Origin of the sequence: Streptosporangium sp. NBC_01810 (assembly GCF_035917355.1) — a bacterium.
Taxonomy (GTDB): domain Bacteria; phylum Actinomycetota; class Actinomycetes; order Streptosporangiales; family Streptosporangiaceae; genus Streptosporangium.
On sequence record NZ_CP109070.1, the window covers coordinates 1,705,732 to 1,732,007 of the forward strand.

19 protein-coding genes are annotated in these 26,276 nt (G+C 69.4%); 9 read left to right on the top strand and 10 right to left on the bottom strand.

Annotated elements, in window-relative coordinates; translation table 11 throughout:
• Positions 1-108 precede the first annotated feature (108 nt).
• Positions 109-924 (top strand): hypothetical protein, encoded by an 816-nt coding sequence (locus OIE13_RS07900; RefSeq protein WP_326641517.1) that lies wholly within the window; start codon positions 109-111, stop codon positions 922-924.
• On the opposite strand, the gene OIE13_RS07905 is transcribed toward OIE13_RS07900, so the two are convergent.
• From OIE13_RS07905 to fxsA, 3 genes are all read right to left on the bottom strand, one after another.
• On the bottom strand, positions 860-2,845 hold the full coding sequence (locus tag OIE13_RS07905) for a tetratricopeptide repeat protein (protein ID WP_326829816.1): 1,986 nt from the start codon (positions 2,843-2,845) through the stop codon (positions 860-862). The two genes, OIE13_RS07900 and OIE13_RS07905, sit on opposite strands and share 65 nt — an antisense overlap.
• A complete protein-coding gene (locus tag OIE13_RS07910) occupies positions 2,842-3,717 on the bottom strand; it encodes an SIR2 family NAD-dependent protein deacylase (RefSeq protein WP_326641513.1) in 876 nt (291 codons plus the stop codon). The genes OIE13_RS07905 and OIE13_RS07910 overlap by 4 nt, the downstream gene beginning before the upstream one ends.
• A gap of 77 nt (positions 3,718-3,794) precedes the next feature.
• The gene (fxsA, locus tag OIE13_RS07915; protein WP_326641511.1) at positions 3,795-3,974 is read right to left on the bottom strand and encodes an FxSxx-COOH cyclophane-containing RiPP peptide; all 180 of its coding nucleotides are present in this window, start codon (positions 3,972-3,974) and stop codon (positions 3,795-3,797) included.
• 253 nt (positions 3,975-4,227) lie between these two features.
• On the opposite strand from fxsA, the gene fxsT (OIE13_RS07920) reads away from it, so the two are divergent.
• Positions 4,228-6,765: an FxSxx-COOH system tetratricopeptide repeat protein gene (gene fxsT, locus OIE13_RS07920; RefSeq protein ID WP_326641509.1), complete on the top strand. Its 2,538-nt coding sequence runs from the start codon at positions 4,228-4,230 to the stop codon at positions 6,763-6,765.
• On the opposite strand, the gene OIE13_RS07925 is transcribed toward fxsT (OIE13_RS07920), so the two are convergent.
• Positions 6,762-8,069 (bottom strand): HEXXH motif domain-containing protein, encoded by a 1,308-nt coding sequence (locus tag OIE13_RS07925; RefSeq protein WP_326641507.1) that lies wholly within the window; start codon positions 8,067-8,069, stop codon positions 6,762-6,764. The two genes, fxsT (OIE13_RS07920) and OIE13_RS07925, sit on opposite strands and share 4 nt — an antisense overlap.
• 695 nt (positions 8,070-8,764) lie before the next feature.
• Between OIE13_RS07925 and OIE13_RS07930 the strand changes: the two genes are divergently transcribed.
• Entirely contained in the window at positions 8,765-9,940 is a 1,176-nt protein-coding gene (locus tag OIE13_RS07930) for an FxsB family cyclophane-forming radical SAM/SPASM peptide maturase (protein WP_326829817.1), read from the top strand.
• On the top strand, positions 9,937-11,247 hold the full coding sequence (locus OIE13_RS07935; protein ID WP_326829818.1) for an HEXXH motif domain-containing protein: 1,311 nt from the start codon (positions 9,937-9,939) through the stop codon (positions 11,245-11,247). The genes OIE13_RS07930 and OIE13_RS07935 overlap by 4 nt, the downstream gene beginning before the upstream one ends.
• Positions 11,248-11,253: 6 nt before the next feature.
• Here OIE13_RS07935 and fxsT (OIE13_RS07940) read toward each other — a convergent pair whose 3' ends face one another.
• Positions 11,254-13,785, bottom strand: a complete 2,532-nt coding sequence (fxsT, locus tag OIE13_RS07940) for an FxSxx-COOH system tetratricopeptide repeat protein (protein WP_326641501.1) — start codon at positions 13,783-13,785, stop codon at positions 11,254-11,256.
• Between the two features lie 192 nt (positions 13,786-13,977).
• Between fxsT (OIE13_RS07940) and OIE13_RS07945 the strand changes: the two genes are divergently transcribed.
• The 3 genes from OIE13_RS07945 (at position 13,978) to OIE13_RS07955 (ending at position 17,246) form a co-directional block, all read left to right on the top strand.
• Entirely contained in the window at positions 13,978-14,142 is a 165-nt protein-coding gene (locus OIE13_RS07945; RefSeq protein ID WP_326641499.1) for a hypothetical protein, read from the top strand.
• A 195-nt stretch (positions 14,143-14,337) separates the two neighbouring features.
• On the top strand, positions 14,338-15,228 hold the full coding sequence (locus tag OIE13_RS07950) for an SIR2 family NAD-dependent protein deacylase (RefSeq protein WP_326646838.1): 891 nt from the start codon (positions 14,338-14,340) through the stop codon (positions 15,226-15,228).
• On the top strand, positions 15,225-17,246 hold the full coding sequence (locus tag OIE13_RS07955; protein WP_326641497.1) for a tetratricopeptide repeat protein: 2,022 nt from the start codon (positions 15,225-15,227) through the stop codon (positions 17,244-17,246). The genes OIE13_RS07950 and OIE13_RS07955 overlap by 4 nt, the downstream gene beginning before the upstream one ends.
• Here the strand turns inward: OIE13_RS07955 and OIE13_RS07960 are convergent.
• The 5 genes from OIE13_RS07960 to OIE13_RS07980 all read right to left on the bottom strand — a co-directional run bounded on the left by OIE13_RS07960 (position 17,230) and on the right by OIE13_RS07980 (position 23,703).
• Positions 17,230-18,477, bottom strand: coding sequence for an MFS transporter (locus OIE13_RS07960; protein ID WP_326641496.1), 1,248 nt, complete (start codon positions 18,475-18,477; stop codon positions 17,230-17,232). The two genes, OIE13_RS07955 and OIE13_RS07960, sit on opposite strands and share 17 nt — an antisense overlap.
• 259 nt (positions 18,478-18,736) lie before the next feature.
• Positions 18,737-20,518 (bottom strand): hypothetical protein, encoded by a 1,782-nt coding sequence (locus tag OIE13_RS07965; RefSeq protein ID WP_326829819.1) that lies wholly within the window; start codon positions 20,516-20,518, stop codon positions 18,737-18,739.
• Positions 20,519-20,582: 64 nt separating this feature from the next.
• Positions 20,583-21,533 (bottom strand): carbohydrate kinase family protein, encoded by a 951-nt coding sequence (locus OIE13_RS07970; RefSeq protein WP_326829820.1) that lies wholly within the window; start codon positions 21,531-21,533, stop codon positions 20,583-20,585.
• Positions 21,534-21,540: 7 nt separating this feature from the next.
• Positions 21,541-22,482, bottom strand: a complete 942-nt coding sequence (locus OIE13_RS07975; RefSeq protein WP_326829821.1) for a pseudouridine-5'-phosphate glycosidase — start codon at positions 22,480-22,482, stop codon at positions 21,541-21,543.
• Between the two features lie 123 nt (positions 22,483-22,605).
• A complete protein-coding gene (locus OIE13_RS07980) occupies positions 22,606-23,703 on the bottom strand; it encodes a YeiH family protein (RefSeq protein WP_326641489.1) in 1,098 nt (365 codons plus the stop codon).
• Between the two features lie 70 nt (positions 23,704-23,773).
• Here OIE13_RS07980 and OIE13_RS07985 point away from each other — a divergent pair, with 70 nt between their 5' ends.
• Positions 23,774-24,733, top strand: a complete 960-nt coding sequence (locus OIE13_RS07985) for a LysR family transcriptional regulator (protein WP_326641487.1) — start codon at positions 23,774-23,776, stop codon at positions 24,731-24,733.
• Positions 24,714-26,228, top strand: a complete 1,515-nt coding sequence (locus OIE13_RS07990; protein ID WP_326641486.1) for a phytoene desaturase family protein — start codon at positions 24,714-24,716, stop codon at positions 26,226-26,228. The genes OIE13_RS07985 and OIE13_RS07990 overlap by 20 nt, the downstream gene beginning before the upstream one ends.
• The last annotated feature ends 48 nt before the right edge of the window (positions 26,229-26,276 follow it).

Here is a 26,276-nt window from a genome sequence, read left to right on the forward strand (position 1 = left end):
TCCGCGGGACAGGGCCTGAAGTCACCCGGAACATCGGGCGCCACGAGGTCCTGGCCCCCCGACAATGGGCATAGCTGTTTCGACGGTGCCGAATGGCTGGGGGTCGATGTGCGGTGGCTACGAAGAATCGGCAGTGATTTCAAGGCTCGGCAGCACATCGACGCGTACGCTCTCACGATCGTCGTCTTCGGCTTCGCATTTCTGTCAATTGTCAGCGACGCACTGGATGACGACATCAGATGGGCGGTCCTGCTCTCGGGAGTGGGATTGCTGCTCTACCGGATCACCCTTCCCACGGAGCTCACCGAATCTCCCGACAGTCTCCTGAACGACCGGTCGGTATACGACATCGCACCGCTGTCGTCGCTGTTCGCCCACGCGCGTGACGTCCGCGTGTTCGCGCCCTCCGCGGTCAATCTGCTCTCCGCGCAGACCTGCGAGATCATGCGTAACACGGTGCTCGCGCGGGAGAAGGGACGCGTCAGGATCGTCATTCTCGACCCCCTGGAGAGGGCGGCGGTCCAGCAGGCCGCGAAGCAGCTGGACGAATCGATCGAGTTTCCGGTGCAGAGGCTTCCCGCCGCGCTGGAGAGCACCATGGAGCGCCTCCGCCTGATGAACGGCTGGAAGACCGCGGGTGAGTTCGAGTATCGCCTGCTCTCCTACAGCCCGGGATTCAGCCTTGTGCTTCTCGACCCGGAAACCCCGCGGGGCCGGGTCATCGTGGAGATTCACGGGTTTCACAACCCGTCGACCTCGTCACGCATGCACCTGGAGCTGACCCGCGGTCGCGACGAGCGCTGGTACACCTACTGGGTGGAGCAGTTCAACCACATATGGGAGGCGGCGAGATCCGATGTCACGCCGTTTTCCGGAGAAACTCCTCAGCCTGCTTCCGGAGATGCGGCGGAAGCCCGGGAGTGACCGCGTCGAGCGCCCGCGAGGCGAACTCCTCGGCGGTCGCGCGCTGACCCAGCAGGGCGTGGACGCGTGCGGCCCGCAGCAGGACCGGACCGCTGTCCGACTCGTCGGCGGTCGCGTCGAGGATCTCCTGTCCCGCGGCGTCGAACCGCTGAGCCAGGGCCAGGGCCAGCGCCCTGGCGGCGATCGTGGTGGGCCGCTGGTGCCGTCTCACCCGATCCAGGTCGCGCAGGGCCTCGCCGGGCCTTCCGAGATCGGCGAGGATCTCTCCGCGCAGCGCCAGCGCCTCGGCGGGGGGTTCGCTCGCGAGCGCCACGGCGCCGTTGAGAAGGGCGAGTGCGGCGCGCGGCTGTCCCAGATGCCACAGCGCCTCCCCGAGCGCCAGTTGCGCGGGCAGGTCGTTGGGAACCCAGGAGAGAGCGGCACGCAACTGCTCCACCGCCCTGTCGTACCGGCCCTGGGCCAGCCAGAGCCGTCCTTCCGCGGTCAGCGCCGAGGCCACCCCGTCGAACCGCTGGAGCGTCGCGAACACGTCGGCCGCCTCCTCGAGGAGGCGCCGCGCACCCTCCACCTCGCCTCCCACCGCCGCGACCTCCCCCAGGACGACCAGGGCCTCGGCCCGCACCCACGTCTCGCCGGGCCCCGAGGCGCGGACCGCCTCCTCCGCGAGGCCGCGGGCCGTCTCCCAGCTCCCCCTGGCCAGTGCCGCCCGCGCGTCGCCGAGGTAGGTCGCCGGGTGCTGCGACTGGCGCACCGAGCCGATCAGGCGGTCGTGCTGCAACTCGTACCAGCGGATCCCCAACCGGTGCTCGCCCCGCAGCAGGTGACGGTCCTCCAGCGCCTCGGCGATGGCGTTCGGCATGCCCGCCGTCTCACGGAGGCCCTCGTAGACGGTGTTGCGCGTCCCGTGCTCGGTGACGAAGGTCCTGCGCAGCCAGGAGCGGATCTCGCTCGACGTGACCCCCGACTCGGCCGCGACCTGCGCCAGCATCCGCTCGCAGAAACCGGTCAGGAAGTGGTCGACGTTCACGTGCAGGTTCACGTGCTCGGTGGTGATCTCGCGCAGGCCCGGCGGCAGCGAGTCCCAGAGCGCGGAGCAGACGACCTGCAGCTGGACGGGCTCCACGGTGTTCAGCGTCACCGTGGTCGTCTGCCCCTCGTCGTTGAGGAAGGGGACGGTACGCAGGTCGTCGACGAGTCGTTCGGCGGCCCCGGGGGCGAAGGATCGGCCGGTGCGCTCCAGGGGTCTCGTCGTGGCGTCGAGCGCCGCCGCGCGCGACAGCGGCAGCAGCTGGAACCGCGCCCGCGAGCCCCGGCCGAGCGGGCGCTCGTACGGCAGCACGGAGGCCAGATACTCCTCGCGCAGCGAGAGCAGCAGGTGGAGCCCGTCGTGCTCCTCGACGGCACTCGCGAGCTGGCGCAGCAGCGCGTGACGCTCCTCCTCCCGGTCGGGCGGACCGCCGAACAGCTCCTCCGCCTGGTCGACGGCGACCAGGGTGGGCACCGGGTCACCGTACCGGTCGACGCGTTCCGGGCGCCCGGCCAGGAAGTCCGAGACCGTCAGCCCGGCCAGCACGGGCAGTGGCTCCTCCGGCGCCCAGGCCGACAGCAGCGCCAGCGCGTACGGGTTGCCGGTGACCCTCGGGCGCAGTGAGACGATCCCGCGGGGCGACACCCGGGCCACGGGCAGAACGTCGGCGCGTTCGGGTTCGATGCGCGGCAGGACACCCGCGTGCAGCAGGGACGTCTTGCCCACTCCGGAGGCTCCGAACAGCACGGTGAGACCGGTGGCCTGCCAGATGGTGGCGATGTCGCGGCCCTCGCGCTCCCGCCCGAAGAACAGCGCGTGCTCGCCGCGATCATAGGGGCGTAGCCCCACGTACGGGTGGGTGGCCCTGTCGCTTTGGTGAGTCGCGCCTGTCATGGTGCCCGTCCCATTCTCCGCAGGAGCTCCGCGCAGAACTCCGAGGCGGTCCCCAGAAAGATCGAGATGTTCCAGCCGTCGAGATAGTGGGTGATGTAGCGTCTGGCCTTGCTCTCCGCGTCGCTCGCCGATCCGTTGATCTCGGGCATCAGCTGCACGCTCACGTGCCGCCGCTTGTTGCTGCGGGGCGTGCCGCGCACCAGGCCGTGGAACAACACCCGGAACGTCCAGTCCTGCAGGCTGTAACCCACGAAGAGCAACGGGCGGGTGGTCATCGCCTGAAGGATCGGGATCGGCAGCGGATGCCGTCCGTCGGTCGCGACCGCGTCCACCATGTTGACGAGGTAGGTCAGGTAGTCGGCCTCGGTCAGCACCAGCGACGCCGGTTCGGACCAGCTTCCGTGCAGATGGTAGACGAGGGGCCGTTCCACCGTCGGCTCCGGCAGGACGGGCGTGGCGGAGTCGGCTTTCCACCAGGGGGAGACGGCGACGTGGGGCTCCTTGCCCTCCGCCCGCAGCGCCTCGACCAGGAAGTCGTCGTAGTTCGTGGTGAGGAACGTCGTCACGGGGAAGCCGGCCAGCAGCCGGTGCGGCTCCCAGGGATCGCTCGCGGGAGGACGCCCGTGTGACCGGAGGTGGCTGCAGACCGTCTCCTTGAGGTCCACCGGATCTCGCACCACGGCCTCGCCGTACTGCATCACACGGGCCAGGTTGCCGGGGTCGGCGAACGGATAGTCATAGCGCATGGCGTACTGGTTGCTCAGGGTGGTGCCGGTGGGAAGCGTGCCGGCGCAGGCTCCCGCTCCGAGAAAAGGGGCGCAGTCGCCCCTGCCGAGCTGGTCTATCAACCGTTTCCAGTCGACATCATCCATGGGCCACCCTGATCATTGGGAAACAGTCCCTTATAGGACTCTATTTCCCGTCATGGCTGCACAGAAGTCAAGATCTTTCATATGGACGATGTGAATCCGGCGGCCGGTCCGGTGTCGTCGTTGTCAAGTATCCGCCTTAATGCACGCTTAAGGTGGGAATCATCTATATGATCAAGGTCGGTCAAACTCAGTCCGGTGACGTCGATGAGAACGCTCTCGATGGAATCGATCTCTCCCGTGATGACTTCCTCGCCCATGCGGACTCCCCTGGCCGTGGCCGGTTCACGCGAGCCACTCACGCCGCGTGCACCACTTACACCATTATCTTTCCACGCTCACCGAGCGCTTCCAACCCAGGGTATCCGGTTATCCTGGCATCATAAAGAAGGAAAACATTCACGTCTTATCCTCTCTTTGGTATGTCGCCATGAGACTCTGGCCTCAGCGTACATGCGCTCGGTCCGCCGGGAGTCTAAGCTGGACGAGAATCGGGCGAGCGGAGGCGGTCGCATGTCCATTTCAGAGCCATCGGGAATTTCCCGGGCCACGGGGCGCCAGCCCAAAATCTGGGGCAAGGTCCCACAGCGGAACAAGAACTTCACCGGTCGTGAAGATCTGCTCGACAAGCTGCACACCGGGGTCACGGCTGAGGTCACCGCGGTGGTGCCCCATGCCCTTCACGGGTTCGGCGGTGTCGGCAAGACCCATGTCGCGATCGAGTACGCCTATCGCTTCCGCCACGAGTACGACCTGGTCTGGTGGATTCCCGCGGACCAGCCGATTCTGGTGCGCTCCTCACTGGCCGCGCTCGCTCCGCACCTTGGCGTGTCCTCCTCCGTCACCATGGGAGTGGAGGAGGCGTCCAGGGCCGTGCTGGACGCCCTGCGCCGAGGCGAACCCTACTCCAGGTGGCTGCTCGTCTTCGACAACGCCGAGCAACCGGAGGACGTCAACGACATCATCCCGCGCGGTCCGGGGCACGTCCTGATCACTTCGCGCAGCCACGCCTGGCAGAGCGTGGTCGACACCGTCCCGGTCGACGTCTTCAGCAGGGCTGAGAGCATCGACTTCCTCAGCAAGCGCGTGCCGAGGTCGACCAGTCTCGACGACAGGAACCTGCTGGCCGAGCAACTCGGTGATCTCCCGCTCGCGTTGGAACAGGCGGGAGCCCTGCAGACGGAGACGGGGATGTCCGTCGGGCAGTACCTCCGTCTGCTCGACGAGCAGACGGTCCAGCTGCTCGACGCCAACAAGGCGTCGGACTACCCGCTCTCCATGACGGCGGCGTGGTCACTGTCGGTGTCACAGCTCAAGGCGAAGTTGCCCGAGGCCGTGGAGGTCCTGCGTTGCTGCGCCTTCTTCGGCCCCGATCCGATACCCCGTGATGTCTTCGGAGTGCTTCCCGAGGAGTTCGCGCAGGGATCGCGTCTCGGCCCGCTCCTCGCCGACCCGATCCTGCTGAGCAAGGCCATCAGGGAGCTGGGGCGTTACGCCCTGGTGCGGATCGACTCGGAGAACCGGACCATCCAGGTGCATCGCCTGGTCCAGGCGCTCCTGCGCGACGAGCTGCGCGACGAGGAGCACGTGTCCTTCCGCAGGGAGGTTCATCTCCTGCTGGTGGCGGCGACGCCGGGCCTGCCCGACGACAACGGCTCCTGGCCACGCTACGCGGAGTTGCTCGGCCACATGAGGCCCGCGCTGGTGGAGGAGAGCGGGGATCCCCGCGTCCGTGGCTTCGCCCTCGACGTCGTTCGCTATCTCTACTCGTCGGGTGGTTACCAGTCGGCTGTCGAGCTCGTGGAGAGCTTCATCAGGAGGTGGCGGGCCGACAGCGGCGAAGATGACCAGAATGTGCTCTCCGCGCGGCGACATCTCGGCATCGTCCTGCGCGAGCTCGGCGACTATCGGGCTTCCTTCGAGCTCAATCGCGACACCCTGGCACGCATGCAGGTGACCCTCGGGCCCGAACACGAGGAGACCCTCCTGCTTGTCAACAGCCACGGTGCCGACATGAGGATGCGGGGCGACTTCGCGGACGCGCTGGAGCACGACAAGGAGTCGTTCGGCCGGCACCAGGCGGTGTTCGGCCCCGATCACCGCCGGACGCTGCGCGCCATGAACAATCTCTCCGTGGACTACATGCTGCTCGGTGACTATCCGCAGGCCTTCGAGCTGCAAAAGGTGCTTTACACGAAGCAACGCTCCTCGGACTCGACGTCGAGCTCACTGGTCCTGCTGGCGGCGAGAAACGGCCTCGCCAGAATCGTCCGGCTCAGAGGCGACTACTCCGAGGCCTGCGACCTCGGCGAGGACGCGTACGAGTTCGGCGTGCAGGAGCTGGGGCCCGACCATCCATGGACCCTGCGCGTGGCGAAGGATCTGTCCATCGCCAAGCGCAGGGCGGGACTCATCGACGAGGCGTTCGAGATCGCCGAGCGGACGTACGAGCGGGAGAACCGCATCTTCGGCCGTGACCACCACGACACGCTCGCCGCGGCTCTGTGCCTGGCCAACGCGCAGCGCACCAGAGGAGAGATCACCGAGGCGCTGGAGTTGCTGCGCGATACCGCGGCACGCTACCCGGAAAGGTACGGGGACGAGCATCCGTTCACGTTCGGCTGCGACATGAACCTGGCGCTGCTCCTGCGGGTCAACGGAGAGATCGAAGAGGCGAGCCGGCTCGACCGGAGATCCCTGGAGGGCCTCGATCGTACGCTCGGCCGTGGGCATCACTACTCGCTGACCTGTGCGATCAACCTCGCCAGCGACTTCGCCGCCATGGGAGACACTCCGGCGGCCAGGCAGCTGGGCCAGGAGACTCTGACCCAGCTGCGGGAGCTTTTGGGGGTGGACCACCCGCTCACCCTGGCCTGCGCGAACAACCTGGTCGTGGACATGCGGGCGGAAGGTGACACCGAGGAGGCCGGCACGCTGGAAGCCGACACCTTCGAGCGCTACCAGCGGGTGCTGGGTAATGATCATCCTGATACGAAGGTGGCCCTGAGGGGTGAGCGGCTCGACTTCGACTTCGATCCGCCCGCGCTCTAACCGTTACGTTCGAGCCAGCGCGCGTGGTGGTCGTCCGCGCGTGCACGGCTCAGGGCCCGCGCGCGGGCGGGCACGCTCTCCCGCGACCAGTCGTCCAGGCGCCGCGCCATTCCGGTGGTGAAGCTCTCACCGGCTCGGGTCAGCCGCCCGCTGCCGAGGAGGGTGGCGGTGACCAGGCGGGCGGCCTCGCGCCACTGGAAGAACTCCGCACTCGCGCGCAGCGCCGCCTCCCCCGATTCCAGGTCGCGCTGGCGCATCCAGAAGCCGGACACACCGAGGAACGCGTACGCCCCCTGGAGCAGCCCGGGCACGGGACGGGGATCATCGCGCCAGGGGGCGTAGTAGCGGGAGCCGTCGTCGGGGAGCGTCAGCGGGACGAGGTCGAGCAGGGCGGAGAGTTTCGCGTGCTGCGTCTCGTGCGCCAGGGTGACCGCGAGCGCCGCCGCGTCCGGCGGCGTCGACAGGGCCACGCAGCCGAAGGTCTCCCGAGAGGTCGAACTCGACTGGCCTCCGGGGGGTGCGACCAGTGGTGTGAGGACCGTGATCGCCGTGGCCACCTCCTCGGCCACGATCCGGTGGTGGCGCACCAGCAGGTCCCAGGCCGCGTGCAGTGTCGACTGCCAGCGCTCGGTCTCGGTCTCGGTGAGCCGCTCGCCGATATTGGCCGTCTCCGGCATCCGGTAGGGGTCGAGATCGTCGATGATCAGGCGAAGCGACATGCCGTCCACCTCGGTGTACAGCGAGCGCAGGCCCTTCCAGCCCGGCGCGTCCCGGCGGGGATCACGGGGAACTCGGACGACGGTCCGGTCCGCCGTGACCTCGGCACCGTCCGCGGCGCACTCGACGGTGGCCCAGGAGACGGTCGGTGACAGGATCGCCTGACCCAGCGACGGCAGGGTGACCACCCCGTCCAGCGCGGGCACGTCGACGTCGCAGGCCGTGCGGGAACGGATCGCCGCTGCGGCGGCCAGCGCCGCGAGCTGTCCTGGCGCCGCGGCGGCGTCGCCCGCGTGGAGCATCCTGATCGTCCGCCGCGCCCAGGCACCCACCGCCGAATGGCGGAGCACGGTGTCGACGGCGTCGGGGTGACGGCGCTGGACGGTGGCGAGCAGGTCGTAGGCGCGGCGGGTGGTCGCCGCTTCCGGATGATCGACCGTGCGAGCCGTCTCCATCACTCCGCGTACGAGAAGCACGTGCTTGCTGTGCTGGGCGGCGGCCAGACGGCCGACCGCGGGGGCACCGCCGCCGCCGTGGGCCAGCTCCGAGAACACCTTTGCCGGAATCCGATGCTCGCGTAGGTTCATCGTTCCCCCTCAATTCCCGTTCTTCGATCGGAAGGCCGGATCGGCTCCGACTGTGTTATCGATATGCCCGGTGAGGAGAAACAGGTAGGCACGTTGGGAGGCGCGTGGCGGAGTCGACCCGCGGCCGGACCCGCGGGACGATCTCATGGAGCGGTTCGCCGCCGTGCCGCGCCGACTCGATGCCGTCGAGTCGGCGCGGGTGAACGTGTTCGGGGATTCTCCCGGCCGCGGCGGCGAAGGTCTCCTGCGGCACGTACTGCGGGCGGCTATGCCAGCCAGAGCCTGCCATTTCGTACATATAGCAATATTTGCATGCAGGGTTGCGTCTACTACGGATCTTCCGAATAAACCGGTAAAAAGGCGTCGGTCTCCGGTCGAGGGCGGGCGGCTTGCCGGTACCCGGGTTCGGCGGCCAATCGCGCACTGTTGATCAGCCTCCCCCGACACGGCGTTATATGTGATGCCCGAAAGCTGACTTCAGGGTAGGTGGAAGATGGGTGTCGCCGCGGCGGAAGGAGTCATCCCGCTGTACGACTCTGACGCGTGGCTGAATCAAGTTTTACAAGTTTTAATCTTGACTAACGGCACAAAGTAGTGCGAGATGGAAATGGCGCAAGAGAGGCGTGCCGCATTTGTCAGAGAAGCCGAAACTGGAAATTCTGTCGCCCGAAAATGCGTTTCCAGCCACGCTCGATGTGGCCGGACTGCTGGCCTCGGGATGGAGGCCGTCCGCCTTCCGACAGTTCATCCTGAAGATTCACAGTAGATGCGATCTCGCCTGCCGGCACTGTTACATCTACGAGATGGCGGACCAGTCCTGGAAGGCCCAGCCGCGGCGCATGTCCGAGGCGATCGTCAATCGAACGGCACAGCGCATCGCGGAGCATGCCCTGGCCCACGAACTGGCGGAGGTGGAGGTCATACTCCACGGCGGAGAACCGCTTCTGGCCGGCCCGGAGCTCATCTCCCACGCTGTGCGCACGATCAGGGGAGCGGCCGCCGACGTCGGGACCCGCGTCCACGTCGGCGTGCAGACCAACGGACTGCGCCTGGACGAAACCTACCTGCGGCTCTTCGACAGCCTGGAGGTCCGTGTCGGGGTGAGCATGGACGGCTACGAGGCCGCTCATGACCGGCACAGGCTCTTCACCAACGGAAAGGGGAGTCACGCCATGGTCACCGCCTCGCTGCGGAGACTGACGGCCGGCCCCTTTCACCATCTCTTCAGCGGCCTTCTGTGCACGATCGACATCCGTAACGATCCACTGGCCACCTACGAGGCACTCCTGGAGTTCGACCCGCCGGCGGTCGACTTCCTGCTGCCGCATGGCAACTGGCTCACCCCGCCACCCTTTCGCGACCCCGACTCGGCCGCCACACCGTACGCCGACTGGCTGCTCCCGATCTTCGACCGCTGGTATGGGGCCGCCGTGGAGGAGACCGAGATTCGCTTCTTCAACGAGATCGTCCGGCTGCTCACCGGGCGTGCGTCCCGTACCGAGGCCATCGGTCTCTCCCCGGCACGGATGGTCGTCATCGAGACGAACGGCAGCATCGAGCAGTCCGACATCCTCAAGTCCAGCTACCACGGTGCTCCCGCGACTCTGCTGCACGTCCTGCGTGACTCCTTCGACACCGTGCTCGAGCACCCGTCCATAGTGGCCCGGCAGATCGGCGAGCTCGCGCTGGCACCCGTCTGCCAGGCCTGTGACATCCGTTCCATCTGCGGTGGGGGGCTCTACCCGCACCGCTACAGCGAGGCTCGCGGATTCCTCGGTCCTTCGGTCTACTGTCCCGACCTCTACCGGCTCATAGATCACATTCGTGCGCGGCTGCTACGAGACGTCGCCCGGCTGAAGGGAAGCGGATGAGGCTCATCTCGCGTCCGGTGTCCGAAGAGACGTTCTCCAGGCTCGCGGCGGGTGGGGGCGGGGCCGGTGCCATGGCCGAGCTGCGCGCGATGCAGTGTTTCAAGAACAGGCTCCTCATCCGTGAGCTTGTCCTGGAGGCGCGGACGGCGGGGCACCCCCACGCCGACCTCTCGGCTCGCGCCTACGACCTCATGGTCGAGATGGAGACGCACGGCAGGGGCCGGGTCGAATCGGAATTGTGCTACCCGGCCGTGGGCGCATGGGCGTTGCGAACGTACCTTTCGCTCAAGGCCGGTACGGGAGTGAAGGACGACCCCGGCAGGCTGGCCGCCCTGGTCGTGGCGGTCGCCGTCAGATCGCAGATCGCCTGCCAGGTCCGCCTCGCGCTCTCCGACGACGCCATCGTGCTGCCCGGCCTCGGCCGTCTCAGCGCACCGGCCGGTGCCCGGGGAGTGTTCGACGTCACCGTGCGACCGGACGGTGAGGGGGCCGAGCTCGACATCGGCCGGTCAACGGTACGCGTCGACCCGCTCCGTGACGACACCGGCTGGCAGGTCCTGCGCCGGCTGCCGGTGGGCTCCGGGTTCAGCCTCGTCGTCGACGACGCGGACCCGTACCGGTGGCCCGCGGGTCACGTCACCGAGCCGAGGCTGAGCGACGCGAAGCTGGATCACTGGGCCCGGTGCCTGCGCGAGGCATGGCGTGTACTGACCGCCCGTCACTGGACCGTCGCCGAAGAGATGACCTGCGGTGTCTCGGTGCTGACCCCCATCCACGCGCCGGCTTTCGGCCAGAACAGTGCCACCTCCCGTGAGACGTTCGGGACCGTCGCCCTGTCCGAGCCGCAGCACGGCCTGGGAATGGCCGCGACGTTCGCCCACGAGATCCAGCACGCGAAGCTGACGGCGCTGACCGGCATGGTCGATCTGACCCGGCCGGAGAACGGACGGCGGCACTACGCGCCCTGGAGGAACGACCCCCGTCCGGTCAACGGGTTGTTACAGGGAGCGTACGCATATCTCGGGGTGGCGGGATTCTGGAGGCGCCAGCACCGTTTCGAGCAGGGGGCTCGCGCCTTTCGCGGACAGGTCGAGTTCACGCGCTGGAGGGAGGCCGCCCACCGCGTCACCGGCACCCTCCTGGCCTGCGGGGGCCTGAACGACCGCGGTGAGGAATTCGTGAAGGCGATGAGAGGCACGCTGGAACGGTGGCTGGACGAGCCGGTGGACCTCGCGGTCGCGGCGCAGGCCCGACGCGAGGCCGACCAGCATCTCAGAGCCTGGACCCGCCGCAACTCCCGGATCTAGAAGCGGTCAGATCGGCGGAGGGTCGAAGTCACAGTCGATGCGACGACCCTCGCTCGCGAACAGGGCGTCGGGGTGACCGATCTCCAGCGGGCGTTCGTAGCGCCGCATCGTGTCGGCGTACAGGAGTTCGGCCTCTTGCTCCGCGCCCGTCGCCCGTCGGTCGAGGACGAGGTTGCTGGCGCAGGCCAGGCTCAGGAAGTGGTTCTCGCCGAAGAGGCCGCGCAGTTTGGCGAGCGTGTCCTCGCCGAGCTCACGGGCGCGGCTGGTCTCTCCGGAGGCCGCGAGGTCCGTCTGGAGGCTGATGGCACAGGTCAGCGGGTAGTGATGGTTCTGGCTGACCTTGGCGATCAGGCTCTTCCTGACCTTCTCGTTCAGGTCGCGGGCCGTTGAGACGTCTCCTCGCAGCCGGTGGAGGATCGCCAGGTTGCCGAGGCACGCGTTGGTGTAGGGGTGGTCGGCGCCGTACACCCTGGGATAGCGGGCAACCGTCCTGTCCGCGATCGCGAACGCCTCGTCGATCTCCCCGGCTGTCCGCAGGGCGTTGGAGAGGTTGATCGCGGCCGCCATGGTGTCGGGATGGCCGTCTCCGAAAAGCCGCTGGAAGCGGGTGTGCGTGTCGTGCGCGAGCTCCAGGGCCTCGGGGATCTCTCCCGCCCGCCGTTTGGCGATGGAGAGGTCCTTGGCGGCCAGCAGGGTGTAGTGGTGGTCGAGGGTCAACTCCTGGACGCCGTAGGCGTAGGCCTCGTCACCCAGGTCGCAGGCCTCGGTGTAGTCACCGCAGAGGCGAACGGCCCTGGCCAGGCTGTTCCAGGACAGCAGCAGGGTGCCCTTGCTGACCCCCTCCGTCGCGTCGCTCTGCTCCAGGTAGGTCTCCTGGTGCAGCCTCCGCGCCTGTGCGTAGTCGCTGGTCAGCGCGTAGTCGAGGGCCAGGTTGTACAGAACGCGCAGGGTGGACGGTGCGGTCGGACCCGGCCCGTTGATATGCGTGGTCCGCGACTCCTCGTCCAGCCTGCGCGCGCCGAGGAAGTCGCCGCGGGCGCGAAGCGAGGCGGCGTACCCGTTGATCGTCGAGAGGGTCTCCGGGTGATCGGGACCGAGAGTCTCCGTCATCCTGTCGAGGGTCTCGTGGTCGACGTCGTAGGCCAGGGCGTACTGTCCGAGACCTCGCAGGATGTTGCCGAGGTGCTTGTGCGCGACGAGCACGTCCTGGTGTTTCGGCCCGCTTATCTCGGTCCATCTCCCGATGAAGCCGTTGATGAACGAGTGAGCGGACTGGTAGTTGCCCGATCGATACAGGTAGCGCACCATGTCCATGGCGAACAGCCTGGCCTGGGGGTCCGTGCATTCTTCCAGGCCGGAGGGGGCGACGTGGGCGACCAACTCCTCGAAACTACGCCATTTGTCGGTGTCATCGGGATCGTTCGGGGCGCTGCCGGCCAGCAGCACGTGGACCTCGTGCCGGATCTCGTGCTGGTCCTTCTCCGGCAGGTCGTCACGGAGGAGCGCCTGGACCAGGCGGTGGACCTGGATCGTGCGGGTCTTGGGCTCGATCCTGGCCAGGGCGAAGCGCCTGAGCTCGCTCAGTGCCGTGGCGAGCAGGATGGGGTCGGACAGGATCGCGTTCAGGCGGGGGACGTCCGCCCTGTTGCCCCTGCGGAACACATCGCGCGGGATGGGCTCGGGGCCGAAGAAGGCGCAGCACCGCAGGACCGTGATGGCCTCGGGGAGGCGGTCCTGCAGGAGCGACACCGACACCTTCCAGGCGGCCGTCATCGACAGCGGGTACCCCGGTGCCCGGTTCGCGCCCAGCAGACGGCTTGCCTGCTCGCTGAGCTGTTCCAGGTATTCGTCGACCGACATCCCGGTCTCGTACTGCAGCGCGCCGGCCTGCTCAAGGGCCAGGGGAAGGTCTCCGAGTTGCTCGGCCAGCCGTGAGGAGTCCTCGTCGGGAACCTCCCTGCGCAGGCGCTTCTTCAAAAACGCCACGCTCTCCTCGCGGGTGAAGACGTCGACCTGGAGGGTCTCGAAGTGGTCCTCCCACTTGGGGTTGCGGGAGGTGATCAGGACGTGGCCGGGACCGCGGGGGATGAACTCCTCGACCTGCCCGGGGTCCTCGGCGTTGTCGAAGATCAGCAGCCAGCGGCGGTAGGGGTCGCCGCTCTGCAACGTCCTGCGCACGGCCTCGGCGGCCTCCTCGACACCGGTGGCCGACACCGGTGGCAGGCCCAGGTAGGGCGCGAGCGCCGCCAGCGCTGAGGGCACCAGCACACGCTGGTCGGCGGGGATCCACCAGACCAGGTCGTAGTGCGAGCGGTAGCGGTGGGCGTACTCGATGGCCAGGTGGGTCTTGCCGACGCCGCCCCATCCCTGGAGCGCCTGGGGTTGGGGGACGACGGCGGTGACGGTGCTGATGCCCTGGCGGAGCTTGAGGAGCAGGTCGTCTCGCCCGGTGAAGTTCCTGTTGCGAGGCGGCACTTTCTCCCAGACCTCGGGCTGCCGTTCCGGCACCGTGTTCGCGGCGTGTGAAAGCTCCACCACCTATGGCCTCCACCCTGTCAAGCCGAAGGATTCTGTCGCCATCTTAGAGCTTGATTCGAGGAGCCGGGCATAACAGAATAAAATAAATGGCGGGCGCATCTTGAATTTCATGCGCAGCGGAGAAGGCCGTCGCACCGTGTTTTGGATGGCCGAAACCAGGCTGGCGATAGGGTCGCGAAGCAGGGAGCATAAATGCATCATGACGGTGCGGCGTCAACGGTCTCCATCGACATCACCGGTCTGTCGTTCAGGGATCTTGAAAAGGTCGGGAGTGCCTCTCTCAGAAGGGTGCTGGAAGAACTTCTCGGGCATGGTGCGGATCTAGAGCCGAGTGCGGGGTTCGACAGCTCGATATGAGCGATCGCCTTGCGGTTCCGGGCAGACTGCGACAGAAAGATAACCGTGAAGCATCAGCCCGTTTCCTGGCGATCGGCGAGTCAGACGCCCACATCCGGACCGCCGGGGGTTGACCGCGGCAATAGAGTCGTCCGGCATCGGGTCCGACGTCCGGCCGGGCCTTCGGTCTGTGAGGTGGTGCCCCGCGTGCACGACATGGGGGAGGCCGAGTGGGAGCGCCTGCTCGACCAGTTGAACAGCGGAGACTGCACGCCGTTCCTGGGATCCGGGGCGTGTGCGGGCACTCTGCCGACCGGGACCGCGTTGAGCCGCGACATGGCGCGCCGATGGGACTATCCGTTCGACGACGACCATGATCTTCCTCGTGTGACGCAGTTCGCGGTGATGCGATATGGGGATTCCGTATATGTGAAGAGGCGGATCTGCGACGAGCTCGACGCCGGGGGCGCGCCCGACTTCCTGGATCCCCTCGAACCGCACGGCCTGCTCGCGAGCTTCCCGCTTCCGGTATATCTGACGACGAACTACGACGACTTCATCCTGCGCTCGCTCGAAGCCGTGGGAAAAAGACCGAATGTGGCCGTCTGTCCATGGAACAAAGGGCTGGCCTACGCCGAGGAGCTGTTCAGCAGCGAGGCAGGGTGGAATCCCAAGCCCGAGGCCCCGCTCATCTATCACCTGCACGGCAACCTGCAGGATCCGGCGTCGATAGTGCTGGCGGAGGACGACTATCTGGAGTTTCTCACCAACCTCGCGGTGGACGGTGTCGCGGGCGGCCAGCGGATGCTGCCCACCTCCATTCTCGCGGCGCTGACCAGGAGACCTCTGCTGTTCATCGGATACAGCTTGCAGGACTGGACATTTCGCGTGCTTTTCCATGGGTTGTTGAAAGCCGTTCCCGGCATCAACCGCCGCAGGCACGTGAGCGTCCAGCTCGCCCCCTCGATCGCCAGCACGAAGGCGGACGTGCTGGAAGTCCAGCGCCAGCTGGCCAGATACTACGAAGACTGGCGGATCTCCATCTTCTGGGGGACGGCGGAGGAGTTCTGCCGTGAGCTGCGCCGGCGGATGGGACCGGTGCCGTGACCTCTGACGTGACCTCCGACCTTGTCCGGCCAGACGCGGCCGGCCAGCCGTACGTCGGCCTGCGGGCCTTCCGCCGCGAGGACCGAGCCAAGTTCTTCGGCCGGGACAGGGAGGCCTGCGAGGTCTCCGACCTGTGGCAGGCCGGACGCCTGACCGTGCTGTACGGGCCGTCGGGCGTGGGTAAGACCTCGCTGATCCAGGCGGGTGTGCTCCCGCTGCTGGACGCGGGCAGGACCGACGTCCTCCCGATAGGCAGGGTGTCGCACGGCTCGCCCTTCCCCTCCGCCGCGCTGTCCCGGCACAACCCGCACGTGTTCGCGCTGCTGTCGTCGTGGTCCCCTTCCGAGACGCCCACCCGGCTGGCGGGGCTGACGATCCGTGAGTTCCTGAGCCGGCGCCCACCGCGCCAGGATCCCTACGGCGACCCGATCCTCACCCTGGCCGCGATCGACCAGGCCGAGGAACTCTTCGGGGACTTCGCCCACCGCCAGCCGTACCGGGAATGGTTCATCAGCCAGCTCGTCGAGGCGCTGGACGGCGACCCGAACCTGCGTCTTCTCGTCTCGATCCGAGAGGACTACCTCGCCGCGATCCTGCCCCACGAGCCGAAGCTGGCGGGCATGGCCAGGAGCCGCTTCTCCCTGACCGCTCTTGACACGGCCGCCGCGGTCCGGGCGACCGAGGGCCCGCTGGAGGGAACGGGACGCTCGTTCGCCCCGGGCGCGGCGCGTGGCCTGGTGGACGACCTCCGCATGATCAGGGTCGGCAGGGCGCTGGGTGAGGAGGTCGTCGCCGACGCCAAGGTGGTCGAGCCCGTCCAGCTGCAGGTCGTGTGCTCGGCCATGTGGCGCTCCCTGCCCGAGGACGTGCGGATCATCTCCTCGGACCACGTCCGCAGGTTCGCCAACGCCGACCGTTCCCTCACCGACTTCTCCGAGCGGATGATCTCCGAGGTGGCCCATGACCACTTCGGAGACGACGTCGCCGAGCTCAGGAGCTGGCTGCGTCGCTGCTTCATCACCGAACTCGGCACCCGCGAGGTCGTCTACCAGGGGGAGACCGTCACCGCGGGCATGCCGAACGCGTTGGTCAGGGCGCTGGTGGACCGCCACATCCTGCGCGAGGACATCAAGGCGGGCACCCGCTGGTGCGAGCTGTCGCACGAACGCCTCATCCAGCCGATCCTGCAGAACGACCACCTCGTCGTGCAGGCCGAGAGCCGGACCTTTCCCGAAGACCACCTGCGGGCCGCCGAGCTCTCGTTCCGCGACGGTGAGTTCGCGCTGGCCGCCAAACAGGCCGAGGAGGCTCTGGAGCGGTGCGGTGACAACACCAGGATCCGCGCGGAGATCGAGTCCTTTCTCGGCAACGTGGCGCACCGGCGGGAGGACTTCGAGAAGGCCGTGTCGCACTACCGCACCGCCGCGGTCCTCTTCGAGACGCTGGGGGCGACCTCGGCCGTCGGCGGCCTTCTCGCCGGGATCGGCCGGCTGCGGCTGGCCCAGGGACGTCCCTCGGTCGCGGTGCGGGAGCTGTACTCGGCGATACGCCGTGTCCCCAATGACATGAGCATCCAGACCGAGCTCGCCTGGGCGCTCTGGTACGACGGCCATCCCGACGCGGCGCGTGACGTCCTCAACGACGTTCTGGGAAGGGAGGGGAACCTCACCGAGGCGTTGCGGGCGCGGGGCGAGATCCTCGCCGGGCTCGGCCGGGCGGAGGCGGCGCTGCGCGACCTCGACCGGGTCAGGCCGCTGCAGTGGCCCTCCACCCGGGCCGCCCACGCGCTCGCACTGGCTCTCCTGGGGAACCTTTCCGAGGCGGAGCGGGCTGTCAGAGCGGTGCTACCGGAGGCGGGAGATCACGGTCCGGCGCTGCTGTACGCCGCTCGGGTCAGGGCTCTGGCGCATGACGCCGAATCGGCGGCCGATCTGGCCCGCCGGGCCAGATCGGCGAGGGCACCCGCACTCCCCGCTCACCTGGCCGCCGAGGCCGACCGGCTCATCCAGCCACCCTGATCGGGGGGCCCTGTGCCGGGGCGGCACCTCTCGGCCCGATCAGGGCACCACGCAGCGAGGGGACGGCTGTCACCAGCACCGCAACCACGATCATGGTGAGGAAAAGGACCGTCGTCGCCCCCTCGTTGCCGAAGCAGGTGACGAGAAAGGCGCCGAGCGGTGCCGCCACCGATATCGCCGCGCGGCTGGTGAGCCGGGACACGCTTGCCACCCTGGCTATCCTGTCCGGTCCGATCTCGTGGGCCTCGAACGTCCTGACCGTGATGTTGCTGAGAGCGCCGGTGCATCCGGTCACCAGTGTCGCCAGGGCGAAGAAGACGGGATGGTGGCCGACGGCGGCGATGGAGAAGGCGGCCGCCCAGATCCACACCTGCAGGAACAGCATGCAGGGCGGCGGTGTGAGGCGCAGGACCACAAAGGATCCCAGGGCCCCGCCCGCCCCGCCCCCCGCGAGCACCAGGCCGACGACCAGCGGCGACAGCTCCGCCGAGCCCGAGAGGAAAACCATGGTCAGCGCGTTGACCATCAGATTGGTGAAGGCGGTCAGCCCCATCGCGGTGCGAAGAAAAGGCTGCCGCGCGACTTCCCGCAGGCCGTCGCCGACCTTGACCAGCGGGCGTGGACGTGCTTTCTGCCGGACGCCGTTCGTGTTCATGCGCAGCAGAAAACCGAACGAGAGAAAGAAAAGCACCGTGTTGACGGCGGACGGTACCGCCTGCCCGATCCCCAGCAGGAAGCCGCCGAGAGGTCTTCCCGCCAGGACGGCGGTGTGGAAGCTCATCTCGCTTCGCGCGAGCGCGCGGGGAAGCCGGTCGCGGCTGACGAGCGAGGGGATCAGCGCGGTCTCCGCCAGTGAGTGCAGGACCCACAGGGCTCCTTCGATGACCGCGGCCACCACCAAATGGGCCAGCGAGGCCGAACCGCACAGCAGGGCCACGAACACGCCGGCCGCGGCGATCCCCCGGATCGCCTCCGTCCAGAGCATGACCCGGCGCGGGGTGAGGCGGTCGATCAGGACGCCTGCCGGGATGTACAGCAGGAGGCCGGGGACGGTCGAGGCGAACCCCACCCATCCGGCGGCCATGGGAGAGCCGGTGAGCATCAGGGCTATCAGCGGATAGGAAACGCCAAGGGTCCGGAACGCGGTCATGGAAAGCGTCGACCCGGCCCACGCCAACCTGAAGTCCCTGGTGTTGTGGATCCGGGTTGCCCGCTCCGGTCCTTCCCTCACAGCTTGCGTGTTCCTGTTCTCGTGTCAGCCGCTGGAAACAGCTGACACCGGTCCGTGAGGTAAGTGGCCGAAACCGCCGAATAGAAGATGAGAAATGGGGGTTTGTTGACACGAAAACGACTAGTGGCACCCATGTCACATGGGGTTCCAGTAGTTAATTCCGGTCTTGGGAGGCCCAAGCATATCGCCGATTCACACAAGCGAATCAACGTTCGCCCTCCCCGCGGGATCGCTTTCCGGGGGAGGGCCTTTCCGAAAGTCAGGCGGGCAGCTGGGCGTCCAGGCGGTAACCGTCCACGGTGACGTAGACCTGGTCGCCCGGCCGGGCGTTCAGGCGCATCAGGACGGGCTGCAGGGAGTCGAAGACAGGGTGGTCCCGCCAGACCAGGACCACCGCGTTGTCACCGGGGCCGGTGACCGACAGCAGCGTGCCGGGACGCATGCCCAGCCGGGTGGCGTACCCCTCGGGCACGGCCACGGGACCGCCCCGCAGGTGGTCGCTGGTCACCTCGATGCGCTGCCAGCGGCTCGGGTCGGCCGACGGGCTCGCGGGCGGGTGGAGCGGAGCCCGCCGGCTGGTGATCAGGTGTGGCCGGGTGTTACCGCCCGACAGGGCCGACAGCGTGGCCAGGGCGGCGCGGGGGTCGATGCCGCCGGCGTTCACCTGCGGTATCGGCTGGCCGCCGCGGTGGTGGTGGCCGTTGCTCCCCGGAGTGCGGCGAGGCAGCTGCCTGGTCGCATCGGAGGCGGCCTCCTGGGGAGGCGTCTCCTGCCCGCTCGCGGCGAGGGCGTCCAGCCAGGCCTGGGCCGAGTGGGCCCGGATGCCGAGCTGGTGCTCCATGAGCGCGGCCGCGTCGGTGTCGATCGGCTTGTTCGCCAGGAGTTGGCGGGTCCTGTCACGCAGGCCGCCCAGATCGCCCACGACGAGCCAGTCGTCCTGGAGCCGTCGGTCGGGCATGAGAGTGACCAGCACCCGCCAGAGCGGGGTCTGGAGGGTGGGGACCTCGACAGGGTGCGCGGGGTCGGCGCCGATGAGCTGGTCCTTGGTGGCGGCGGCGCCCAGCCACTCGGTCAGCCCGAACATGTGCCCGGTGAGCGGTGCGGACTCCGAGGAGCGCAACCAGAGCAGGATGCGCTCCTCGGCGGTGCGCTGGGCCGAGGAGAGCGCGTCCCGGTCGGCGTTCAGCTTGTGCGCGAGTGCGCGCAGGCTGATCGGGTCCACCGCGAAGAGCCGTTCCACGGCGACCGCGCGCTCCAGCACGCTCCAGTCGCGGAACATGTTGTCCATCAGGCGCACCAGTGGATAGTCGCTGAGCCGGACCGGGGGTTTGGCGGCGGGAGGCTCGGGGGCGGGAGAGACAGGGGCGGGAGGGGCGGGGGCGGGAGAGACAGGGGCGGGAGGGGCGGGGGCGGGAGAGACAGGGGCGGGAGGGGCGGGGGCGGGAGAGACAGGGGCGGGAGGGGCGGGGGCGACCGGCGCCTGGCGCTGCTCCTGCGGCGGAGGTGGCTGGGCCGGGATCGGTGGCACGGGCATCTGCGCGGGGGCCTGGACCTCTGCCTGGACCTCTGCCGGGGACTGAGCCTGAGCGGCGGCCGGTGCGGCCTGTTCGGCGATCCCCGGGATACGGCTGAGCACCTCGTGGAACATGGCGGTGACCAGGACCTCGGGAGAGGCGGGCATCGCGGGCCCGCTCAGGTCTCCAGCGGTCAGGCGGCGCAGTCGGCTCCAGCCGCCCAGCCCGGCGATGGCCGAGCGTGCGGGCTCGGGCCAGCCTGGCAAGGTGGGGTCGACCGTGTGCACGTGCAGGGCGGGCAGCACGTCGCTCAGCGGCAGGTGGTCCCAGCGCGACAGTGAGAGCCGGGCCAGCCTGTCGCAGACCCAGTCGAGCCCGGCGGCGCCGAGGGCCTTGGGCAGGGCGACCGAGGACCACCAGCCGGCGGGCAGTCGGGGGTCGGTCAGGGCTTCGGCGACTTGCTGGGGTCGGCTCCAGCGCAGGGCTGGGACCAGATCACTCAGGCAGATCGATGACTCGGCATCCATCGGCGGACCGCAACCTCCCCAAAGTGACGCGTGTGGCTAATGGTGCAGCCTACGCCGCAAGCTATCAATTGGTGCTAAGAGGGTAAAGCTCATTCGTATCCAACTCCGACGGAAGGATACGTGGACGGCCCCCCAAGACCGTCACGGCCTCCGCTCCGGCACGGCGTCCGGCGTCCAGCGCGGCCTCGTCGCCGGCCCCGCTCAGCAGGGCCGTCAGCAACCCGGCCGCGAACGCGTCCCCCGCTCCAATGGAGTCAATCACCTCGGTGGTGAGCGCGGGAACCCGGGCGGCCAACTTTCCATTCCTGGCCATCAGCGCGCCGCGGGAGCCGAGTTTCACCGCCGCCGCGCCGTAGCGCAGGCTCAGGATCTCCGCCGCCCCCTCGGCCGAGGTCTCGCGGGTGAGCAGCAGCGCCTCGTCCAGGTTGGGAATGATCAGCTGGGCGGTCAGGGTCTCCTGGATGAACCGCTCGACACCGAACGAGCGCAGGAATCCGGTCGAGGCGGGGTCCACGCTGATCGAGACGCCGCGCCGGGACGCCTCGGCCATGGCCAGCCGGGAAAGCTGGAGCCCCGGTTCGGCGAACAGCGTGTATCCGGACAGGTGGAGATGGCCCACCCCCTCCAGCAGGCTCTCGTCCCAGTCGCCCGTGCCGATGTGCCCGCCCGCCCCCCGGTTGGTGAGCATGGAACGCTCCCCGGTCACGTCGACCATGGCGATCACCACGGCCGTCGGCCGGTCGGGGTCGATCCGCAGATGGGGCCGTACTCCGAAGCGCCGCAGCTCGGCGGCGTGCCAGTCGGCGGTGTCGAAGCCGACCCGGGTCAGGATGCGCGTGTCGGCGCCCAGCCGGGCGGCCCAGGAGGCGGTGTTGGCCCCCGAGCCGCCGGGCCGCAGCACGATGTCGGCGGCGGTGTCCGTGCCGACGGCCAGGACGCTCCTGGCCGACCCGCCGTGCAGCGCGACGACGTCGGTCACCACGTCGCCGATGACCAGCAGACCCGTTCCGGTCATGGTTTCCTCAGTTTCCCCGGCTCCAGGAGGCCGCGATCTGCCCGGCGACGCGGACGTTGCCCCGCACCGCGGCCAGGTTCGCCTCAAGCGAGGCGCCGCCGGTGCCGCGTACCAGGTAGCCCAGGAGGAACGGGGTGATGGCCTGGCCGGTGATCTTCTGTTCTTCGGCCGCGGCGAGGGCCTCGGCGAGGACGCGGTCGTGCAGGTCGGGGTCGAGCTGCTCCGCCGGCGGCACCGGGTTGGCGACGATCAGCGCGCTCTCCGGGCCGCCCAGCGCGTCCTGGGCTCGCATGATGTCCGCGGCCTCGGCCGGAGTCTCGATCCGCCAGTCGATCGGCTCGCCCGAGGTGTGCAGGTAGAAGCCGGGGAACTCGTCGGTACGGAACCCCGCGATCGTGACGCCGCGCGTCTCCAGCCGCTGCAGGGTGGCTCCGACGTCCAGGATCGACTTCACGCCCGCGCAGACCACGGTGATGCGGGTCCGGCTCAGCATGTCGAGGTCGGCCGACTCGTCCTGGCTGTCGGTCCACCCGCGGTGCACACCGCCGAGACCGCCGGTGGCGAAGATCCGGATTCCCGCCCTGGCGGCCAGGAACGAGGTGGCGGAGACCGTGGTCGCCCCGCTCGCCCCGAGTGCGGCGGCGGCGGGCAGGTCGCGGAAGCCCAGCTTGCGAAGCCCGGGCTCGCCGGCGATGCGCTCCAGCTGGCTCTTGTCGAGACCGATGCGCGCCACGCCGTCCAGTACCGCGATCGTCGCCGGTACCGCCCCGGCCTCACGGACGAGCCGCTCCAGCTCCACCGCGACCTCGAGGTTGCGGGGCTGGGGCAGGCCGTGCGAGATGATCGTGGATTCCAGGGCCACGATCGGGGCGCCCTGCTCCAGCGCCTCGGCCACCTCGGTCGAGGGGCGCGGCATGCCGCGGGTGAGGGACTGTCGGGTGGTACGCATGAGCTGGTTCTGTCTCCTTGTCCGAGCTCGTAATCGTTGCTTGCTTTTGGAACGGTGTAAACGACACCGTCTTCCCCAAAAAGAGCACGTTACGGCGGTTGCCGGGAGACGTCTACTTAAAGATCAGCTAATGAGTATGACTCCGATCAGTGAGATCCAGCCGATGATGGCCGTGGCGATCCCGCCCAGGAGCAGTGACCGCCCGCCCCGCACGAGCTTCCGGAGATCGACACCGGTGCCCAGGGCGAAGAGCGCCGCCGCGAGCAGCGTCGCCGTCAGACCGGGGACGGCCCGCGTGACCTCGGGTGGCACCGCGCCCAGGCTCCGCGCCGCCACGGCCACGACGAAGCCGGCGACGAACAACGGCAGCACCGGAGGCCGGCCTGCCGTCCGCCCGGCCTCCGGAGGCTCCGTCGAGGCAGAGCGCAGGGCGGCGGAGGTGAGGCCGACGATCGGGGCCAGCAGGACGACCCGGACCAGCTTGACGGCCACCGCGCTCACCAGGACTCCCGCGCCGGCCGCCGCGCCGATGGCCGCGACCTGCGCGACCTCATGGACCGAGGCGCCGGCCCACATGCCCAGCTGGTGCGGTGTCAGGCCCAGCGATCCCGCGAGCAGCGGCAGCGCGACGATCGAGGCACTGCCGTACAGGACGACCACGCCGACCGCGGCCGCCACGTCGTCGTCGTCGCTTCCGGCGACCTCGTGCATGGCGGCCACCGCCGCCGCCCCGCAGACGGACACGCCGGTCGCGATCAGCAGGGACCTGCGCGGGCTCACCCCGACCCGGACTCCGATCCACCGCGTCGCCGCGAACGTGACACCGGTCCCCGTCGCGACCACCGCCAGCACCGGCCAGCCGAGCGCCAGCAGCTCCGGCAGTGCGATCTGCAGCCCGAGCAGCACGATCGCCAGGCGGAGCACCCGGCGGGAGACGAACCTCAGCCCGGGGGCCAGCGAACGGTGCAGGCCGCCGAGGTTGGTGAGCGCGACCCCGAACGCCACCGCGATCACGGCGGCGCTCACCTCGGGCACGATCCGGGTCGTGGCCGTGGCCAGCACCACCGCGACGGCCACGGCCCCGAGCCCCGGCGCGAGCCCCCCGAGCCCCGATGCCGATGCCGATGCCGATGCCGTCGCCGGTGCCAGGCCCGTCCCCGCGGGCACCGGGTGGGACCGCCGGGGAGGTTCCGGTGAACGGGTGGGCGGGGAGGAGAACATGGTCCGAGTGTCGGCGTGGTACGGCGGGGCCGGTACCCGTCTCCTTACTGGTAGGTCATAGCCTGGGGCTATGAGTGAGCTGCCCGACATCGAGTCCCTGCGCCTGCTCGTCGATGTGGAACGCCTGGGCAGCCTCGGCCAGGCAGCCCGGGCCGCGGGCATCGCACAGCCGTCGGTGAGCAAGCGCATCTCGCTGCTGGAACGACGCCTTGGGCTGGAACTGCTGGAACGCACCCCGCGAGGCTCCGTCCTCACCCCGCAGGGCGCGATGGTCTCGGCCTGGGCCGCGCAGGTGCTGGCGGCGGCCGAGGAGCTCATGAGGGGGGTGGAGGCGGTACGGCGCGGCAGGGCCGCCCACCTGCACATCGCCGCCAGCATGACCGTGGCCGAGTACCTGCTGCCGCGCTGGCTGGGAGAGCTCCAGAATCGTGAGCCCCAGGTCCAGGTCGGCTTGGACGTGCAGAACTCGGCAGAGGTGGCGAAGCTGATCGGCGGCGAGATCGAGCTCGGGTTCGTGGAGGGCCCCTCGGTGCCGTCAGGGCTGGTGTCGCGGGTGGTGGCCACGGACCGGCTCGTGGTGGTGGTCGCGCCGGGCCATCCGTGGGCGCGCCGCCGTACCCCGCTGCTCGCCGCCGAGCTGGCCGCCACCCCGCTGGTCGTGCGGGAGCAGGGGTCGGGCACCCGTGAGACGCTGGACCTCGCGCTGACCGGCCACGTTGTCGCCGCCCCGAAGCTGGAGCTCGGCTCCAACGCCGCGGTCAAGGGCGCCGCCCGAGAGGGCGCGGCCCCGGCCGTGCTCAGCGGCTACGCGGTGGAGGCCGAGCTGGCCACCGGCCGCCTGATCGAGGTGCCCACCAGGGACATCGACCTCGCGCGCCGCCTTCGGGCGGTCTGGCGCCGAGGTCGCACCCCCAGCGGCCCCGCCGCCACCCTGCTGAAAATCACCCTCTCCGCCGCCGAGCGGCCGGAGCCCCCGGCCTCGCCGTCCCCCCAACCCGCAGGGAAGTCTCGTGCTCCGCTCTCGCTATGAAGCAGTGATCGTCGGAGGCGGCCACAACGGCCTGGTCGCCGCCGCCTACCTCGCCCGCGCGGGCCGGCGCGTCCTCGTCCTGGAGCGCCTCGACCACGTCGGTGGTCTCGCCGTGTCGGCGCGGGCGTTCCCCGGGGTCGACGCACGGCTCTCGCGCTACTCGTACCTGGTCAGCCTGCTGCCCGCCAAGGTCGTGGCCGATCTGGGGCTCAATGTCACGCTGCGCCGACGCCGCTACGCCTCGTACACGCCGGTGGGGGAGAGCGGGCTGCTGGTCGACAACGGCGACGCCGCGCGGACCGCCGCCTCCTTCGCCAGGGTCACCGGGGGCACCGGTGAGCTGGACGCGTGGCGCCGCTTCTACCGGATGACCGCCGACGTGGCCGGGAAGGTCGCGCCGACGCTGCTGGAACCCCTCGCCGACCGCGCGGCGATGCGGCGCCTCGTCGGCGACGAGGCGTGGCGTGACCTGTTCGAGCGGCCGATCGGTGAGGTGGTGGACGAGCGGTTCGCCGACGACACCGTGCGCGGGGTGGTCCTCACCGACGCCCTCATCGGCACCTTCGCCGACCCCTCGGACCCGGGCCTGTCGGCCAACCGGTGCCTGCTCTACCACGTGATCGGCGACGGGACCGGTGACTGGAACGTCCCCGTCGGCGGCATGGGCGCGGTCTCCGGCGCGCTCGCCGACGCCGCCCGCGCCGCGGGGGCTGAGATCCTGACCGGCGCGGAGGTCCTCGCGGTCGACGCCTCGGGCGAGGTCGTCTTCCGCGACGAGGGCGGGGAGCACACGGTGGTGGGCGAGCGGGTGCTGGCCAACGTGCCGCCCGCCGTGCTCGCCCGGCTCCTTGGCGGTGCCGAGCCCGCCCCGGAGGGCGCCCAGCTCAAGGTCAACATGGTGCTGTCGCGGCTGCCGCGCCTGAGGGACCCCGGTGTGGACCCCGAGGCCGCGTTCAGCGGCACCTTCCACATCAACGAGGGCCGCGACCAGCTCGCCCGGGCGTACGCGGAGGCGTCGGCCGGGCGGATCCCCACCCTGCCCCCGGCCGAGGTCTACTGCCACTCGCTGACCGACCCGTCCATCCTCGGCCGGGGGCTGCGGGAGGCCGGAGCCCACACGATGACGCTGTTCGGCCTGCACATGCCGGCCAGGCTGTTCCGCGACGACCCGGCCGGGGCGCGCGAGGCCGCGCTGCGCGCCACGCTCGCCTCGATGAACCGGGTGCTCGCGGAACCCGTCGAGGACTGCCTGCTGCGCGCCCCGGACGGCAGCCTCTGCCTGGAGGCCAAGACACCGGTCGACCTGGAGGCCGAGGCGGGCCTGCCGGGCGGCCACATCTTCCACCGCGACCTGTCCTGGCCGTACGGGGAACCGGGGCGCTGGGGCGTGGAGACCGACTTCGAGCGCGTCCTGCTCTGCGGGGCGGGCGCGCGGCGCGGCGGCGGCGTCAGCGGCATCCCCGGCCACAACGCCGCCATGGCGCTGCTCACCTGAGGCCATGGCGCTGCTCACCTGAGCCCGTCCGGCCTGGGCAAGGGGGCC

What these genes read in the sequence shown, in the direction of transcription:
- OIE13_RS07905 (WP_326829816.1), bottom strand. Translation starts at nt 2,845, where the DNA reads ATGACAGGCGCGACTCACCAAAGCGACAGGGCCACCCACCCGTACGTG.
- OIE13_RS07910 (WP_326641513.1), bottom strand. Translation starts at nt 3,717, where the DNA reads ATGGATGATGTCGACTGGAAACGGTTGATAGACCAGCTCGGCAGGGGC.
- fxsA (WP_326641511.1), bottom strand. Translation starts at nt 3,974, where the DNA reads ATGGGCGAGGAAGTCATCACGGGAGAGATCGATTCCATCGAGAGCGTT.
- fxsT (WP_326641509.1), top strand. Translation starts at nt 4,228, where the DNA reads ATGTCCATTTCAGAGCCATCGGGAATTTCCCGGGCCACGGGGCGCCAG.
- OIE13_RS07925 (WP_326641507.1), bottom strand. Translation starts at nt 8,069, where the DNA reads ATGAACCTACGCGAGCATCGGATTCCGGCAAAGGTGTTCTCGGAGCTG.
- OIE13_RS07935 (WP_326829818.1), top strand. Translation starts at nt 9,937, where the DNA reads ATGAGGCTCATCTCGCGTCCGGTGTCCGAAGAGACGTTCTCCAGGCTC.
- OIE13_RS07945 (WP_326641499.1), top strand. Translation starts at nt 13,978, where the DNA reads ATGCATCATGACGGTGCGGCGTCAACGGTCTCCATCGACATCACCGGT.
- OIE13_RS07950 (WP_326646838.1), top strand. Translation starts at nt 14,338, where the DNA reads ATGGGGGAGGCCGAGTGGGAGCGCCTGCTCGACCAGTTGAACAGCGGA.
- OIE13_RS07965 (WP_326829819.1), bottom strand. Translation starts at nt 20,518, where the DNA reads ATGGATGCCGAGTCATCGATCTGCCTGAGTGATCTGGTCCCAGCCCTG.
- OIE13_RS07970 (WP_326829820.1), bottom strand. Translation starts at nt 21,533, where the DNA reads ATGACCGGAACGGGTCTGCTGGTCATCGGCGACGTGGTGACCGACGTC.
- OIE13_RS07975 (WP_326829821.1), bottom strand. Translation starts at nt 22,482, where the DNA reads ATGCGTACCACCCGACAGTCCCTCACCCGCGGCATGCCGCGCCCCTCG.
- OIE13_RS07980 (WP_326641489.1), bottom strand. Translation starts at nt 23,703, where the DNA reads ATGTTCTCCTCCCCGCCCACCCGTTCACCGGAACCTCCCCGGCGGTCC.
- OIE13_RS07985 (WP_326641487.1), top strand. Translation starts at nt 23,774, where the DNA reads ATGAGTGAGCTGCCCGACATCGAGTCCCTGCGCCTGCTCGTCGATGTG.